13 protein-coding genes and 1 tRNA gene are annotated in these 13,975 nt (G+C 47.2%); 10 read left to right on the top strand and 4 right to left on the bottom strand.

All coding sequences use genetic code 11. The features are described from left to right. Positions 1-6 precede the first annotated feature (6 nt). Positions 7-660 carry a hypothetical protein gene (locus BQ8014_RS01115; protein ID WP_080902743.1) on the top strand — a complete coding sequence of 218 codons (654 nt, stop codon included), beginning with the start codon at positions 7-9 and terminating at the stop codon, positions 658-660. 223 nt (positions 661-883) lie between these two features. On the opposite strand, the gene BQ8014_RS01110 is transcribed toward BQ8014_RS01115, so the two are convergent. After that, positions 884-967, bottom strand: a tRNA-Leu gene (locus BQ8014_RS01110). Between the two features lie 204 nt (positions 968-1,171). On the opposite strand from BQ8014_RS01110, the gene rpoN reads away from it, so the two are divergent. The 9 genes from rpoN to BQ8014_RS01065 all read left to right on the top strand — a co-directional run bounded on the left by rpoN (position 1,172) and on the right by BQ8014_RS01065 (position 10,617). Beyond that, positions 1,172-2,641 carry an RNA polymerase factor sigma-54 gene (gene rpoN, locus BQ8014_RS01105; protein WP_080902742.1) on the top strand — a complete coding sequence of 490 codons (1,470 nt, stop codon included), beginning with the start codon at positions 1,172-1,174 and terminating at the stop codon, positions 2,639-2,641. A 9-nt stretch (positions 2,642-2,650) separates the two neighbouring features. Then, complete coding sequence (locus tag BQ8014_RS01100) at positions 2,651-3,274, top strand: hypothetical protein (protein ID WP_080902741.1); 624 nt, start codon at positions 2,651-2,653, stop codon at positions 3,272-3,274. A gap of 12 nt (positions 3,275-3,286) precedes the next feature. Next, the gene (gcvH, locus tag BQ8014_RS01095; RefSeq protein WP_080902740.1) at positions 3,287-3,664 is read left to right on the top strand and encodes a glycine cleavage system protein GcvH; all 378 of its coding nucleotides are present in this window, start codon (positions 3,287-3,289) and stop codon (positions 3,662-3,664) included. Further along, positions 3,664-4,170 (top strand): 5-(carboxyamino)imidazole ribonucleotide mutase, encoded by a 507-nt coding sequence (gene purE / locus BQ8014_RS01090; protein ID WP_080902739.1) that lies wholly within the window; start codon positions 3,664-3,666, stop codon positions 4,168-4,170. The genes gcvH and purE overlap by 1 nt, the downstream gene beginning before the upstream one ends. A 38-nt stretch (positions 4,171-4,208) precedes the next feature. Further along, positions 4,209-6,044: a 4-hydroxy-3-methylbut-2-en-1-yl diphosphate synthase gene (locus BQ8014_RS01085; protein WP_080902738.1), complete on the top strand. Its 1,836-nt coding sequence runs from the start codon at positions 4,209-4,211 to the stop codon at positions 6,042-6,044. A gap of 234 nt (positions 6,045-6,278) precedes the next feature. Then, positions 6,279-6,710 (top strand): dUTP diphosphatase, encoded by a 432-nt coding sequence (dut, locus tag BQ8014_RS01080; protein ID WP_080902737.1) that lies wholly within the window; start codon positions 6,279-6,281, stop codon positions 6,708-6,710. A 16-nt stretch (positions 6,711-6,726) separates the two neighbouring features. Continuing rightward, on the top strand, positions 6,727-8,493 hold the full coding sequence (locus BQ8014_RS01075; RefSeq protein WP_080902736.1) for a tetratricopeptide repeat protein: 1,767 nt from the start codon (positions 6,727-6,729) through the stop codon (positions 8,491-8,493). Then, positions 8,480-9,352, top strand: coding sequence for a lipoprotein insertase outer membrane protein LolB1 (locus tag BQ8014_RS01070; protein WP_080902735.1), 873 nt, complete (start codon positions 8,480-8,482; stop codon positions 9,350-9,352). Before BQ8014_RS01075 ends, BQ8014_RS01070 begins: the two co-directional genes overlap by 14 nt. After that, entirely contained in the window at positions 9,349-10,617 is a 1,269-nt protein-coding gene (locus tag BQ8014_RS01065) for a murein hydrolase activator EnvC family protein (protein WP_080902734.1), read from the top strand. Before BQ8014_RS01070 ends, BQ8014_RS01065 begins: the two co-directional genes overlap by 4 nt. Here the strand turns inward: BQ8014_RS01065 and BQ8014_RS01060 are convergent. The 3 genes from BQ8014_RS01060 to BQ8014_RS01050 are packed head-to-tail and all read right to left on the bottom strand — an operon-like array spanning position 10,614 to position 13,907. Continuing rightward, positions 10,614-11,906 carry a lipopolysaccharide biosynthesis protein gene (locus BQ8014_RS01060; protein WP_080902733.1) on the bottom strand — a complete coding sequence of 431 codons (1,293 nt, stop codon included), beginning with the start codon at positions 11,904-11,906 and terminating at the stop codon, positions 10,614-10,616. The genes BQ8014_RS01065 and BQ8014_RS01060 overlap by 4 nt on opposite strands. Positions 11,907-11,910: 4 nt before the next feature. Beyond that, on the bottom strand, positions 11,911-12,966 hold the full coding sequence (locus BQ8014_RS01055) for a M20 family metallo-hydrolase (protein ID WP_080902732.1): 1,056 nt from the start codon (positions 12,964-12,966) through the stop codon (positions 11,911-11,913). After that, positions 12,966-13,907 carry a riboflavin biosynthesis protein RibF gene (locus tag BQ8014_RS01050; RefSeq protein ID WP_080902731.1) on the bottom strand — a complete coding sequence of 314 codons (942 nt, stop codon included), beginning with the start codon at positions 13,905-13,907 and terminating at the stop codon, positions 12,966-12,968. The genes BQ8014_RS01055 and BQ8014_RS01050 overlap by 1 nt, the downstream gene beginning before the upstream one ends. Between the last annotated feature and the right edge of the window lie 68 nt (positions 13,908-13,975).

The raw sequence follows: 13,975 nt of genomic DNA, 5'->3' as shown, positions 1-13,975 counted from the left end.
TATTAAATGACGGAATCTCTTAAATATACACCAAGCGCCAGAGAAATTGTACGTTGTCTTATATCGGAATATCCTTGGCTTAGCTTAATCAAAAATCAGGGAAAGAAATATGATCCTATTTTGGACTATTTGATAACTGTTGGAAAAGAAAAAGAATCTCAAGATTCAAGTTATGAATCGAAATATCAATCAAAAGTAATTTCAGAAATAACAGGTATCAAAACTTCAAACATAAAAAAGTTTTTACAGGAAGCATATAACGATATCTTAGAATTAAACTTGTCAAATCCAGAGTTGTTTTGTAACGGTGGAAAATATTTATATCGTTTCTCATTTAGTTATCTCTCGTACTACTATTACAGTTTTTTCCATTTATGGCTATCTGCTCCTCTAAATTTATTTGAGAGTTTTGACTTTCCATTTATTTACGCAAAAGTAAAATGTGGGTACTTTTGGATAGAAGATATAGTACACGAACAAGAATATGGAAGAAGTCTCGTAACAGTCACATTAAAGGGTGGATACCCTAATTTGTATAGGAGTTTATTGTTGTCTAAAGCACAATTTACTGATGAAATTCCTCTCGATGATATAATAAATCTCTCTGAATATCAAATTGAAGAGAAATTGAAAAAATATGCAAAGCAGCAAAAATTATAAATGTCCGAGTTTTTAAAAGGAGAATTTTTTTGGAGTTCTCGGCCAACAACCTAATAATATTACTCGCTATCTAAATCAATTGAGGTGAAAAATAATGAAAAATTCGACAGCTTGAAAGTGGAACGATCTATAACTTGTCAAAAATGCGGACAAATTGCGGACACGGAGAGAAAAACAAAAACGCTAAATCTTCTATTATCAAAGATTTAGCGTTTCAAAAAAGTACCCAGAGCCGGGATCGAACCGGCATGGAAGTGAATCCACTGGTGTTTGAGACCAGCGCGTCTACCAATTCCGCCATCTGGGCATTTTTCAAAAAGGTGACGCAAAGGTAGGGATATTTTTTTACTATACAACACCCCGTACGAGAAATTTTATTGGGAATCGGATCGCTTTTTTCATTTCGTTAAAAAGACTTACGACTTAATCTATTTCGGAAAAGTACATGCTGATTAATGGCAAAAACTTATCTTTGCATTATCTAATTTCCGAATAGAGCGTGTAAAAGAATATGTTGAAACAACAGCTACAACAGAAACTGCAACAAAAACTTTCTCCACAGCAAATCCAATTAATCCGGCTGCTGGAATTACCAACCATGGAGATGGAGGAACGCATCAAACATGAACTTGAGGAAAATCCTGCTCTGGAAGAAGGAAAAGAATCTTTGCCGGAAGACGGCGCCGACGACTATGCGGCGGATGACTTTCCGGACAATAATCCGGACGGGGAAACAGGTTCCGACATCGACCTCTCGCTTGGTGATTACCTGACGGAAGACGATATCCCCGACTATAAACTAAGGGAGATCAGTGGAAAAGGGAGTACAAAGGAGGAAATTCCTTTCTCTATCAGCCAATCTCTCAACGAGTTTTTGCTTCAGCAGCTCGGCCTTCGGGAACTTTCTGAAAAGGAGACCAAAATCGGGGAATATATTATAGGCAATATCGACGACGACGGCTATCTGCGTCGTAACTTACCGGCCATTGCCGACGATCTCGTTTTCCTGGCCGGGCAGGAAGTCAGCGAAGAGGAAATCCAAAAAGTGCTGGAGGCTATCCAGGATTTCGAACCTACCGGAGTAGGCGCCCGGAATTTGCAGGAATGCCTCCTTATCCAACTGGAAAAGCAGGAGCAAACTCCTTCTAATCAGTTGGCCAAAAGAATATTGCAGGATTATTTCGAAGAGTTCACCCGTCGTCATTACGATAAAATACTTAAAGGACTCAATATCGATGAAGAAACGCTGAAGGCGGCCATACAGGCTATCGTTTCCCTCAACCCTAAGCCGGGAAACAGTTGGGGAGGTACGATGGAAACCGCTATGAGCCAAATCATACCCGACTTTATCGTCGAATCGCATAACGGCGAGTTGATTCTGAGCATGAACAACCGGGGAGTACCGGATTTACGGATCAACCCCGAATACAAGACAATGTTTCAGGATTATACCGGAAACAAGGCGAATCAAACAAACGATATGAAAGACGCGGTTCAGTTTGTGAAGCAAAAGCTGGATTCGGCGCAATGGTTCATCAACGCAGTCAAGCAGCGGCAGGAAACCTTGCAACGCACGATGGAAGCCATCATCCGCCTCCAGACCGACTTTTTCCTCACAGGCGATGAAGCCAGGCTCCATCCGATGATCCTGAAAGACGTCGCAGAGCAGACCGGCTACGACATCTCGACAATTTCCCGCGTCAGCAACAGCAAATACGTACAAACGAACTTCGGCGTCTATCCGCTGAAATACTTTTTCTCCGAATCTACCCAGACGGAGAGCGGCGAAGAGATATCCACCCGCGAAGTAAAGAAAATCATGAAAGAATGCATTGATGCCGAAGACAAGCGTAAACCTGTTACAGATGAGGAACTCGCCCTTCGCCTCAAGGAAAAAGGATATGTAATCGCCCGGCGTACCGTTGCAAAATATCGTGAACAATTAGGCATTCCGGTTGCACGCCTCAGAAAAGAAATATAATTTTGTGAAATGACATACCTTGCAAAAATAATCTCTTGGGTCTTCCATCCATTGTTGATGGCAACTTACGGTATAATATTGGCACTATTCAATACCTACCTGCTTTTTTTACCGACTTCCATGAAATTACTAGTGATAGGCGGGGTGTTCTTTATTTCCGCGTTTCTTCCGGCTTCCTTGATTCTTTTCCTGATAAAAAGCGGAGCTGCCAAAGATACGGAACTGACCGACCGGAATGAACGGGCTGTCCCCTATCTGATCATCATTGCATCCATCATTCTCTGCATCTTTTTCCTATACCGGCTGATGGTTCCTTTCTGGCTTCTGTCTGTATTGGGAGGAGGATGCGTCGCCCTGATACTTGCCGTTTCCATCAACTTCTACTGGAAAATCAGTGCTCATGCGATCGGAATCGGCATTTTGACGGGCGGAGTAATGGGCATTTCCCAGATTCAGGCTTTTAATCCCTATATAGCCTTTATGCTGTTGTTCCTGATTGCGGGAGCTCTCTGTACTTCCCGCATCTATCTGAACAAGCATACACCGATGCAAACTTATACCGGTTTTTGCCTTGGATTTGCTTGTCCTTTTATTTCCTCTATATGGAGTTATAATCATTTTTTCATTAAATAAAAACCAGACAATATGAATTTCCCAGCAGAATTAAAGTACACAAAGGACCATGAATGGATCCGTATCGAAGGAGACATAGCTTATGTAGGTATCACAGACTATGCTCAGAAAGAATTAGGTGAAATCGTTTTCGTCGATGTCACCACCGTAGGAGAAACCGTAGCCAAGGAGGAAGCATTCGGTACCATCGAAGCCGTAAAGACCGTATCCGACCTTTTCATGCCGGTAACCGGTGAAGTTTTAGCTTTCAATACCGCTTTGGAAAACAAACCCGAGTTAGTAAACGAAGACGTATATGGCGAAGGTTGGTTGATCAAAATTTCCATTGCAGACGCAAAAGAATTGGAAACGCTGCTTTCGGCAGAAGAATATGAAAAATTAATCGGATAATGACAGCACGCGTAAGCATCATCATGGGCAGCACCTCTGACCTTCCGGTAATGGAGAAGGCTGCCCAGTTTTTGAATGACATGGAGGTTTCTTTTGAAATGCATGCCCTCTCGGCACATCGCACGCCTGAAGAAGTCGAATCTTTCGCCAAAAATGCCAAAGGAAGAGGCATTCAGGTTATTATTGCAGCAGCCGGAATGGCGGCGCACCTCTGCGGAGTCATCGCCTCCATGACGACAATACCCGTCATCGGCGTACCCATCAACTCTACGCTGGACGGGATGGATGCTCTGTTGGCCATCGTACAGATGCCTCCGGGCATTCCGGTCGCAACCGTTGGAATCAACGGAGCACTGAATGCCGGTATCCTGGCCGTACAAATCCTTTCCGTAGGCGATGAAACGCTTCAAAAGAAACTGGAAGATTACAAACTCAATCTGAAAAAGAAAATCGTGAAAGCAAACGAAGAGTTGGCTAAGGTTTCGTTTGAATACAAAACAAATTGATTTTCAGATTATATATAGTAAATTAAAAATCAAAATCCTTGGACTTGTTTAATTACACACGGCGCCCCGCCTCGGTCGTACAGATCGGAAAGATCCCCTTGGGAGGGGATTACCCGATCCGGATCCAATCCATGGCCAATGTCTCGACAATGGATACGGAGGCCTCTGTCCAGCAGGCAATCCGCATCATTGATGCAGGCGCCGACTACGTTCGCTTTACAGCTCAAGGGGAACGGGAAGCCCGGAACCTGAGAAATATACGAAAGGGACTGGACCTTCAAGGCTACCGGACGCCTTTGGTAGCGGATATCCATTTCACTCCCAAAGCGGCCGATATCGCCGCCGAAGAAGTAGAGAAGGTGCGTATCAATCCCGGTAATTACATCGACAAAGTCAAGACATTCAACCATCAAGAATATACCGAAGAGGAATATGCGGCCGAACTCCAGAAGATACGGGAGCGTTTCGTACCGTTCCTGAATATCTGCAAGAAGAATCATACCGCCATCCGGATCGGAGTTAACCACGGTTCGCTTTCCGACCGGATCATGAGCCGTTACGGAGACACGCCGGAGGGGATGGTCGCCTCCTGCATGGAGTTCCTGCGTATCTGCCGGGAAGAAAATTTCCCGGACGTCGTCCTATCGATGAAAGCCTCCAACACCGTCGTGATGGTGCAATCTGTCCGCCTGCTGGTGCAAACGATGGATGCGGAAGGAATGCATTATCCGCTTCATCTTGGCGTAACCGAAGCCGGAGACGGTGAAGACGGTCGCATTAAGAGCGCAATAGGTATCGGCGCCTTGCTCTCGGACGGCATCGGAGACACGATCCGCGTCTCCCTCAGCGAAGAACCGGAGGCCGAAGTGCCGGTTGCCCGCAAATTGGCAGACTATATCCGTACGCGGGAAGAATTGCCCAAAATCGTTGCCACTCAGGCCCCAGGCTTCGATCCTATCCGTCCGGGAAGGCGAAAAACCCGAAAAGTGGGGATCATTGGCGGCGGACAAGTGCCGGTCGTTCTCTCAGACCGGACTTCCGGCGATTTTGTGTTCGACCCGACAGCCAATCCGGACTTCCTCTACATAGGGTTGGAAGATCCGGAAAACCTGCCGGATCAGTTCCGCCTCATTGTGGATGCCTCCGCATGGAAAGCCTTACCGAATGCTTTCCCTCTTTTCCATACTTCGGAGATCGAAGCAATGGAAAAGACTCCCGCTCCGGTGAAGTTTATCCGCCTGACCTACGCTGACTTGTCCGATTCCACCTTGGAGATACTGAAAAAAGACCGGACATCAGTCGTCCTCCTCACGACCTCCTCTTCGAACCGTGTGGGCGAGGCGCGAGCTTTCATGCACCGCCTGCTCATGACCGGATGCGATGTCCCTGTCATCCTGCAGCACGAATACCGGGAAGAAGATAAGGAGTCGCTTCAGATCAAGGCCGGCGTAGATTATGGAACACTCTTTCTCGATGGATTCTTGGACGGTGTTCTGCTGACCAATGAAGGAACAGAGCCCAAACTGACCGATAATTATTCTTTCGCTGTCTTGCAAGCCGCCCGTATGCGAGTCAGTAAAACGGAATATATCTCCTGCCCAAGTTGTGGGCGGACGCTTTTCAACCTTCAGCAAACTGTTTTCCGTGTCAAAGAGGCGACTTCACACCTGAAGGACCTGAAGATCGGAATCATGGGATGCATTGTCAACGGTATAGGCGAGATGGCGGACGCCGACTACGGATACGTGGGGGCAGGCCGCGGACGCATCAGCCTCTATAAAGGGAAAGAATGCGTTCTCCGAAATATACCGGAGGAAGAAGCTGTCGAGCGTTTGGTTCAATTGATCAAGGAACAGGGCGATTGGCACGATTAAAAGCTTTCAACAACTCTATAAAATCCATAGTTATGAATGAGTTCATTCATAACTATGGATTTTTCACCTTTATATAACCTTGAAATTCATCCTCCTCTCCATCCCCTTGCGAAAAGTAAGCCTTATATTTTTTTAAGTTTGCTTGGTAGAGTTTTGCTACAATCCCTCAAGCAAATGCGCCATTCAAACTACAGTTTTATTATCTTTGCCTCCTAATAGACTTAATAACAAGAAATGAAAGTAAAAATAGTAAACACCTCGCATCATCCGCTGCCGCAATACCAAACGCCTCTGTCCGCCGGGATGGATGTCCGCGCCAACCTTACCGGACCGGTCATGCTCCAACCGATGGAACGGAAGTTGATTCCAACCGGGCTTTTTATCGCACTTCCCCAGGGGTATGAAGCGCAGATGCGCCCCCGTAGCGGATTGGCCCTGAAACACGGAATCACCCTTCTGAATACGCCGGGGACGATCGACGCCGACTACCGGGGAGAGATCGGGGTGATCCTGATAAACCTATCGGACAAACCGTTTGTTATTAATGATGGAGAGCGTATTTGCCAGATGGTGGTCGCTTCCCATAGCCGGATAGAATGGCAACCGGAAGAAGTCCTGGACGAAACCGAACGCGGAGCCGGAGGGTTCGGACATACCGGTAAATAATCCATAAAGAATATATATGTTAAAGCAAACCCTGTCAGGATGTATCGTTGCAATCATTGTGCTGTTCGGGACTATCCGTCCCGCACAAGCTGAACGTGTGGATAAAGAACAACCTTCAAAGGCTATATCGCTCGATCCGGCGCAGCAACGGAAATTCGACTATTTCTTCTATGAAGGTCTTAAGCTACGGAACGCAGGAAAATTCGATGCAGCCTACGCCGCTTTCGAGCATTGCCTGACGATCGATTCGACCGCTTCTCCCGTCTTGTTCGAGTTATCCAACTTCTACGTACAGATGAACAAGCCGGAAAAGGCGGTGGCTATGCTCAGACGAGCCGTTGCCAACAGCCCGGATAACTATACCTACCGCCTGTCTCTCGCTTCTCTCTCGCTGAACATCGGAATGTATGGCGAAGCGTCGGACGAATACCGGGAGTTGGTGAAAGACCATCCGGAAAAACCGGAATTAAATTATTTCCTTGCGGAATCCCTAACGCAGGAAGGCGAGATAGGGGATGCCATCGACGCCTATAACGTCCTCGAGGATGCCATAGGCATGAACGAGGCGATTAGTATGCGCAAGTTCAAACTATACAACACGCTGGAGAAACCGGAAGAGGCCTTTAAGGAGCTCGACGCGCTCGTAGCGAAATATCCGATGGAGGCCCGCTATCCGATTCTGATCGGAGACTTATACCTGGAGAAAAACGATACGGTCAAGGCATTGTCTTATTACAAGAAGGCGCATCAGATCGATCCGGAGAATCCTTACTATACCGTTTCCATGTCCAATTATTACGAACATATAGGAAACAAGGAAGCAGCGGAGACACAGATCCGGAACGCCTTGCTCAACGACAAGCTGGATGTGGAAACCAAAGTCGCCATCCTGGCCCGTTATATCCAACGCCTGCAGCAGGGCAAGAACGAGACGGAAAGCGCCAATACGCTCTTTAAAACACTTTTGGAGCAGCATCCGGAGGAAACAGAACTAAAGTTGATGTATGCTTCCCTCCTCGCGTCGCAAAACAAAACGGACGAGGCGCTTTTCCAATACCAGGTGGTCACCGAGATGGAACCGGAGAACTCGGCCGCATGGATGCAACTGCTGAACCTGTTGATGAAAGCCGACCGGATGGAGGAAGTACTTAAAGTCAGCGAGAAATGCCAGGAACTGTTTCCCGACGCTCCTGAGTACTATTTCTTCAAGGGAATCGCTTATTTCCAAATGAATAAATATCAGGAATCGCTCGATACGTATTACGCAGGGCTGAAAGTTATCCCGGTTGAAAACAAACCGCTCCGTTCCGATTTTTACGGACAGATCGGGGATATTTACTTCCAGATCAAGAAACCGGAAGAGGCTTTCAAGGCTTATGATGAAGCGCTGAAGCTGAATGAAAATAATGTAGTGGTGCTGAATAATTACAGTTATTACCTTTCCCTGGAAAAAAAGGAACTGGATAAGGCGGAGCGGATGAGCGCCCAATGCATCAAGCTGGAACCGAATAACGCCACATATTTGGATACTTATGCCTGGATCTTTTTTGTACAAGGGAATTACTCCTTCGCACGGATTTATATCGAGAAAGCGCTTTCGGAAGATAAGACAAACAGCCCTGAGCTGCTGGATCACTACGGGGATATTCTCTTCAAAATCGGAGAGAAGGAGAAAGCTGTGGAACAATGGAAAAAAGCGAAGGAGTTAGGGAAAAAGAACGCTCTATTAGACCGGAAGATTGCTGAAGAAAACTATATAGAACAATCCGATGAAAAGAAATAAGCAATATCAACGAATAAGACTGTATGCCGGACGGGTAGTCCTTCTTTTCGGCCTTCTTTCCTTTATCCTGACCGGCTGTAAAACGGCGAAGAAGATTGAAACCATACAGCCTGTGGTAGAAAAAAGGGAGGCTGACGTGTTCTTCGGGCTGATGGTTGAAAAGGCTTTCCAATATCAAACGCTGAATGCCCGGCTGAATGCGGAGATTAAGTTGCCGGAAAAAGAGCTGAACTCGCGAGTCAATCTGAAAATGATCAGGGACAGCATCTTCCAACTTTCGGTGCAACCTTTCCTTGGCATCGAAGTATTCCGTTTACAGGTCAGCCCCGGGCGGGTCCTGTTGATCGACCGGCTGAATAAACGTTATGTAGATGAATTGTATGAAAATATAAAGGGAAAGACGCCGGTCGATTTCAATTTCTATAACCTACAGTCGCTCTTTACTAATCATCTTTTCCTTCCGGGAAAACAGCAGATCTTGCCGGAACAATATTCCGAGTTCGGATTAGACCAGGAAGGAAGCACTTACACGATCGAGGCTAAAGACAAAATGGGCTTGCTCTATACTTTTCAGGCGGACGGGGAAGAGAAACTTCTTTCCACCCAGGTACGCGACAGTCGTGAAACTTATTCCCTGCAATGGAATTATGCCGATTTCCAATTGATCGGCTCACAGCCTTTCCCCATGCGGATGGATGTGCAATTGCTGAAAGGCGGGGTTCCCGCAGGAAAGACGATTCTGAATTATTCGGATGTAGAAACCAATACGCCGGTCCAGATTGACTTTGAGGTTCCTTCCAAATACGAACGGATAACAATCGACCAATTTATAAAATCCCTTTCCAAAAAGAAAAAATGAAATACGTTTTAATCGTCCTATTTTCTTTTTTCCTGTTCAATGCTTCTGCCCAGCAATCCGAGAGATTGAAGCAGCTGGAAGCCCAGCGCAAAGAAGCGCTGAAAGATATTGAAGAAACAAGCCGGCGATTGAAAGAAACACAGGCTACGGCAAAAAACTCGCTGAACCGGCTCAACCTGCTGGCCCGCCAAGTGATGTCGCGCCGCAATGTAATCGATTTATTAAACAAAGAGATTAATTCTCTTGATGACCAGATTTTTGCGTTACGAAAAGAAGTAGACGAGCTACAGGTTGATTTAAATAAAAGCCGCACCAATTATGCCAATTCAGCGCAAAAACTATACCGCCGCCATACATCACAGGATAAGTTGCTTTTTATCCTCTCGGCGGAGAGTTTCATACAGTCTTTCCGCCGCATGCGCTACCTGCGCGAGTATGCGGAATGGCAGAAAAAACAGGCCCGTGAGATCATCGAAAAACAAACACAGATTAGCCGGAAGCAGACCGAATTGGAGAAGAGCCGTTCAGATAAACAACTCTTGCTGGCGACACGTGAACAGGAGCGGATGAGATTGCAGGGCGAAGAGAGCGATCAGAAAGCGGAAGTACAGCAGTTAAACAAACAGCAAAAGGAACTTCAGGCTGTCCTGAAGAAAAAGCAGCAACAGGCGAACGCCCTCAACCAGGAAATCGAGCGGTTGATCGCAGAAGAAATCCGCCGTGCGGAGGAAGAGGCGGAAACCGCCCGGAAAAAAGCGCAAGCCGACGGGATAGAGGAAAAACCCGAGGAAAAACGCCAAGCGGAAACCAAGGGCGGATATGCCATGACACAAGCCGAAAGGAAACTGTCAGCCGACTTCGGAAGCAATCGCGGGCGCCTGCCTTACCCTGTTTCCGGACGGCACACAATCGTATCCCAGTTCGGAGAGCAACAGCACCAACAATTGAAATACGTACGAACCAATAATAACGGAATCGACATTGAAACGACACCCGGCAGCGACGCCCGGGCAGTATTCACCGGCGTGATAACCCGTATTTTCGTCGTTCCCGGTTATAACAACTCCGTTATTATCCGCCACGGAAATTATCTAACGGTCTACAGCAACCTGAGCCAAGTCTATGTGAAAGTCGGGGACAAAGTAAAGACCGGCCAGTCTATCGGAAAAATCTTCGTGGATAGTGAAGAAGGCAATTCCACCATTCTCCATTTCCAGTTATGGAAGGAGAAAACCAAATTGAATCCGGCTCCCTGGCTGAATTAATGTTTGGAATGCTTGTGGAAGAGGCGGGAACGGAGGGCTTCCCAATCTCCTGGTGTCGGAAGCAATTCCCGGGCGGCCGTACGGGTTTGGCGCATAAAAACAAGCAGGGAAAAAAGAAGCATGCAGATATAGGCAATGCTGGAAGTAAGGGCCGCTCCGGGAATACCCTTCGCCGGAATCAGGAAACAACCGATCAATAAAAGTGTACCGAGGCCGAGAAAAGAACAGGCGGCGCAGTATTTTATCTTTCCACAGCCAATAAAGTAGTGCGCCAGGATATTATTCCCTCCGAAAGCCACGATACCTACGGACAAGAGCAATATAATCTCACGGATTCCCTTAAATTCGGCAGAGAAAAGATACTTCGTATAAATCCATTCGGGAACCAACAGGATAATCCCCATGACCAGAAAAAGGACGCAATAAGTCAATTTAAATAACTGAAGCGTGATGCGCCGTTGTTCTTCTGCATCCTTCGTCTTGGCAATGCTACTATATTCAATGAGACTCACCCCCCGGCTGATATTCCAGGCGCTCTCCGATACCTTGGTTCCGGAGTCCAACAGTCCTACCCCTCCCAGCCCGCTGAATCGTTCCACCATGAAATAATTCAGTCGCGTCGTCAGTCCTTCCGCCAGGCTCTCCATACTGCTCCAAAGACCATAGACAAACATCTCCTTAAGTATCTTTCCGAAAGAATCCGGCTCCGGATACCCTGCCTTCCGGCTCTTATGGGAAAAAGAGGAAGCCAATAACAGGATACTCAACAACAGGGCCGTCCCGTTCGTTAGGAACAAGGCATTCACATACGAAGAAACCTCTTTTGCCCCGGCTACGAAATAAAAGAAAAGCAAGAAAACAAACAGACCGCCTCCCTGTACGGCCATCGTCAGATTGAAGGCGGCGATACGGTCTTCTCCCAGGAATACCCGTGAGTTGACGCCCACCAACGTCATCAAAACAGCCAGTCCATAAACCAGCCACCCATACCCTTCCGGAATCATTCCGAGGAAAAACATAATCCCGCAGGCTATAGCCGACCCGACGAACGACCAGCCGGCCGCCGGCCAAAACACATACCCCAGAGGATAGCGGTTCATAAAATAGACAATCGTATTACCACATAGAACACTGTTGAACATGACGGCAATATTCGCGGAAGCATAGATCAACCCCACTAATCCGAGCCCTTCCTTTCCCAAGATTTTTGCATTGATAAAAATCAGGAATAAGTTCAGGAAGGCAATCAGGTAACGGGTTCCGACGGTTCCGAGAATTTTCCTCAACATCCTGTCAGAGTTTCAATCCGTCCAGCAGACGGACATACGTATCAATCGCCTCCCGGATCTCCGTGAGGCGGATATATTCGTTTGCAGAATGTGAACGGGCGGAATCTCCCGGTCCTATCTTTACGGAAGGGAAAGGCATCAAAGCCTGGTCGCTAAGCGTCGGAGAACCGAAAGGCTGCTTTCCTAAAAGGATAGCCCGTTGCACAAACGGATGCTCCAACGGAGTCTGAGACGAATTCAAACGGGTGCTCCGGGGTTTCACTTCACAACCGACTTCCTGCCGGATCAGTTCGCAGAGCGTTTCATTAGAATAAAATTCGTTGGAACGGATATCGACCGTAAATTCGCAACGATCAGGTATTACATTATGCTGCGTACCGGCATGAATCATCGTGACGCTCATTTTGACCGGTCCGAGGAAGTCGCTTTCTTTCGGAAAATGATACGAATTAAACCAGTCGATCTCCTTCATAGCCAAGGTAATCGCATTGATTCCTTCGTTGCGGGCGGCATGCCCGGCCTTGCCGATGCAAGTACAATCGAGCACCATAAGTCCCTTTTCCGCCACGGCCGGTTGCATCCCGGTCGGCTCCCCTACTACTCCGAAGGCAATCGAAGGCAATCTCTTCAAGGTCAGTTCGATCCCTCCCCGCCCCGAAATCTCCTCCTCACAAGAAGCCAGGAAGATTAAATTATAGGATTGCGGCCTCATCGTCAATAAGGTAAAGGCTGCATAAAGCGAAACGACACTGGCGCCGGCATCATTGCTTCCCAAGCCGAAAAGCAAATCTTCCCCGTTCTCCTCCGGGAGAAAAGGATCTTTCGACCAACCGCTAACCGGCTTAACCGTATCGATATGTGAATTAAGCAAAAGCGTCGGCTTCTTCGAATCGAAATCAGGAGATACGATCCAGAGGTTATTCCCTTCCCGTTGTACCTTCCGCCCTGAAGCCTGCCAGGCAGCTTGCAGGAAGTCCGCTACTCCCGCTTCCTCCCGGCTGAAGGAAGGACGGGAAATCATTCCCTTCAAGAGATCGATCGCTTCGTAGTAATATTCCATTATTCAGGCAAATTAGTTCGGTTCAGTAATTTCTCAACATAAACCCGGTCGTGCGTCAACTGTGTACTTAAATCCCGGATCGAGTCAAACTTTATATCTTCGCGTACATAATAAATGAACGAAACGGTAATCTCTTTCGTATAAAGATCCCCCTCAAAGCCCAGGATATTGACTTCAATCGAAAGATCCGGACCGTTACGGACCGTCGGCCGGTTGCCGATGTAAAGCATTCCCTTATAATATCTTTTGCCGACCTTTACCCAAACGGCATAGATTCCTATGCCCGGCAAAAGTTTCTGAGGCTCTTTCAGCCGGAGATTCGCCGTGGGGAATCCGATGGTACGCCCTAACTTCCGCCCGTCGACCACCTCTCCGCAGAGTGAATAAGGATAAGTCAATAACCGGTTTGCCGTCGAAACATCACCTTGTTTTATTAAATTCCGGATCATGGAAGAACTTACCTCGGTCTTTCCCCCGTCATAAGGCGAAGCCTTCACCACATCCATTCCACAAGCCGTACCGTAGGCGACATAATCCTCAAAACCCTCCAGGCGGTTATGCCCGAAGCGATGGTCATATCCGATCAGCAGGATGCGGACGTGCATTTGCTCCGATAAGACATCCGTAATAAAGGCTCGGGCGGACAAGTAAGACAATTCCAATGTAAAATCAAGGACGATACAATAATCCACTCCCGTTTCCGCCAGCAACTCCAGTTTTTCTTCAAACGAATTCAGTAATTGGGGATGGAAATCAGGATGCACAACTGCCCGGGGATGGTTCGGAAAAGTAATGATAGCCGTAGGCAAACCGCGGGCAACTCCTATCTGTTTCAGTTCCTCTATCAGGAACCGATGCCCCCGGTGCACCCCATCGAAAAAACCGATGGTTGCCGCCAGTTCTTTTCCTTCCAGGGCTTTTGTGTCTTTCGTTACGATCATGATTTCCTTATTCAGCTACAAATGTACATTTTAATTTTTAATCTTCTCCGGCTCCATTTCACAACGCA

The organism is Parabacteroides sp. Marseille-P3160 (genome assembly GCF_900162725.1).
In the GTDB taxonomy this organism is placed as follows: Bacteria; Bacteroidota; Bacteroidia; order Bacteroidales; family Tannerellaceae; genus Marseille-P3160.
This window is presented reverse-complemented; position numbering and strand designations above follow the sequence as displayed.

Coding starts and splice junctions, on each gene's coding strand:
- BQ8014_RS01115 (WP_080902743.1), top strand. CDS start 7: ATGACGGAATCTCTTAAATATACACCAAGCGCCAGAGAAATTGTACGT.
- rpoN (WP_080902742.1), top strand. CDS start 1,172: ATGTTGAAACAACAGCTACAACAGAAACTGCAACAAAAACTTTCTCCA.
- BQ8014_RS01100 (WP_080902741.1), top strand. CDS start 2,651: ATGACATACCTTGCAAAAATAATCTCTTGGGTCTTCCATCCATTGTTG.
- gcvH (WP_080902740.1), top strand. CDS start 3,287: ATGAATTTCCCAGCAGAATTAAAGTACACAAAGGACCATGAATGGATC.
- purE (WP_080902739.1), top strand. CDS start 3,664: ATGACAGCACGCGTAAGCATCATCATGGGCAGCACCTCTGACCTTCCG.
- dut (WP_080902737.1), top strand. CDS start 6,279: ATGAAAGTAAAAATAGTAAACACCTCGCATCATCCGCTGCCGCAATAC.
- BQ8014_RS01075 (WP_080902736.1), top strand. CDS start 6,727: ATGTTAAAGCAAACCCTGTCAGGATGTATCGTTGCAATCATTGTGCTG.
- BQ8014_RS01070 (WP_080902735.1), top strand. CDS start 8,480: ATGAAAAGAAATAAGCAATATCAACGAATAAGACTGTATGCCGGACGG.
- BQ8014_RS01065 (WP_080902734.1), top strand. CDS start 9,349: ATGAAATACGTTTTAATCGTCCTATTTTCTTTTTTCCTGTTCAATGCT.
- BQ8014_RS01060 (WP_080902733.1), bottom strand. CDS start 11,906: ATGTTGAGGAAAATTCTCGGAACCGTCGGAACCCGTTACCTGATTGCC.
- BQ8014_RS01055 (WP_080902732.1), bottom strand. CDS start 12,966: ATGGAATATTACTACGAAGCGATCGATCTCTTGAAGGGAATGATTTCC.
- BQ8014_RS01050 (WP_080902731.1), bottom strand. CDS start 13,907: ATGATCGTAACGAAAGACACAAAAGCCCTGGAAGGAAAAGAACTGGCG.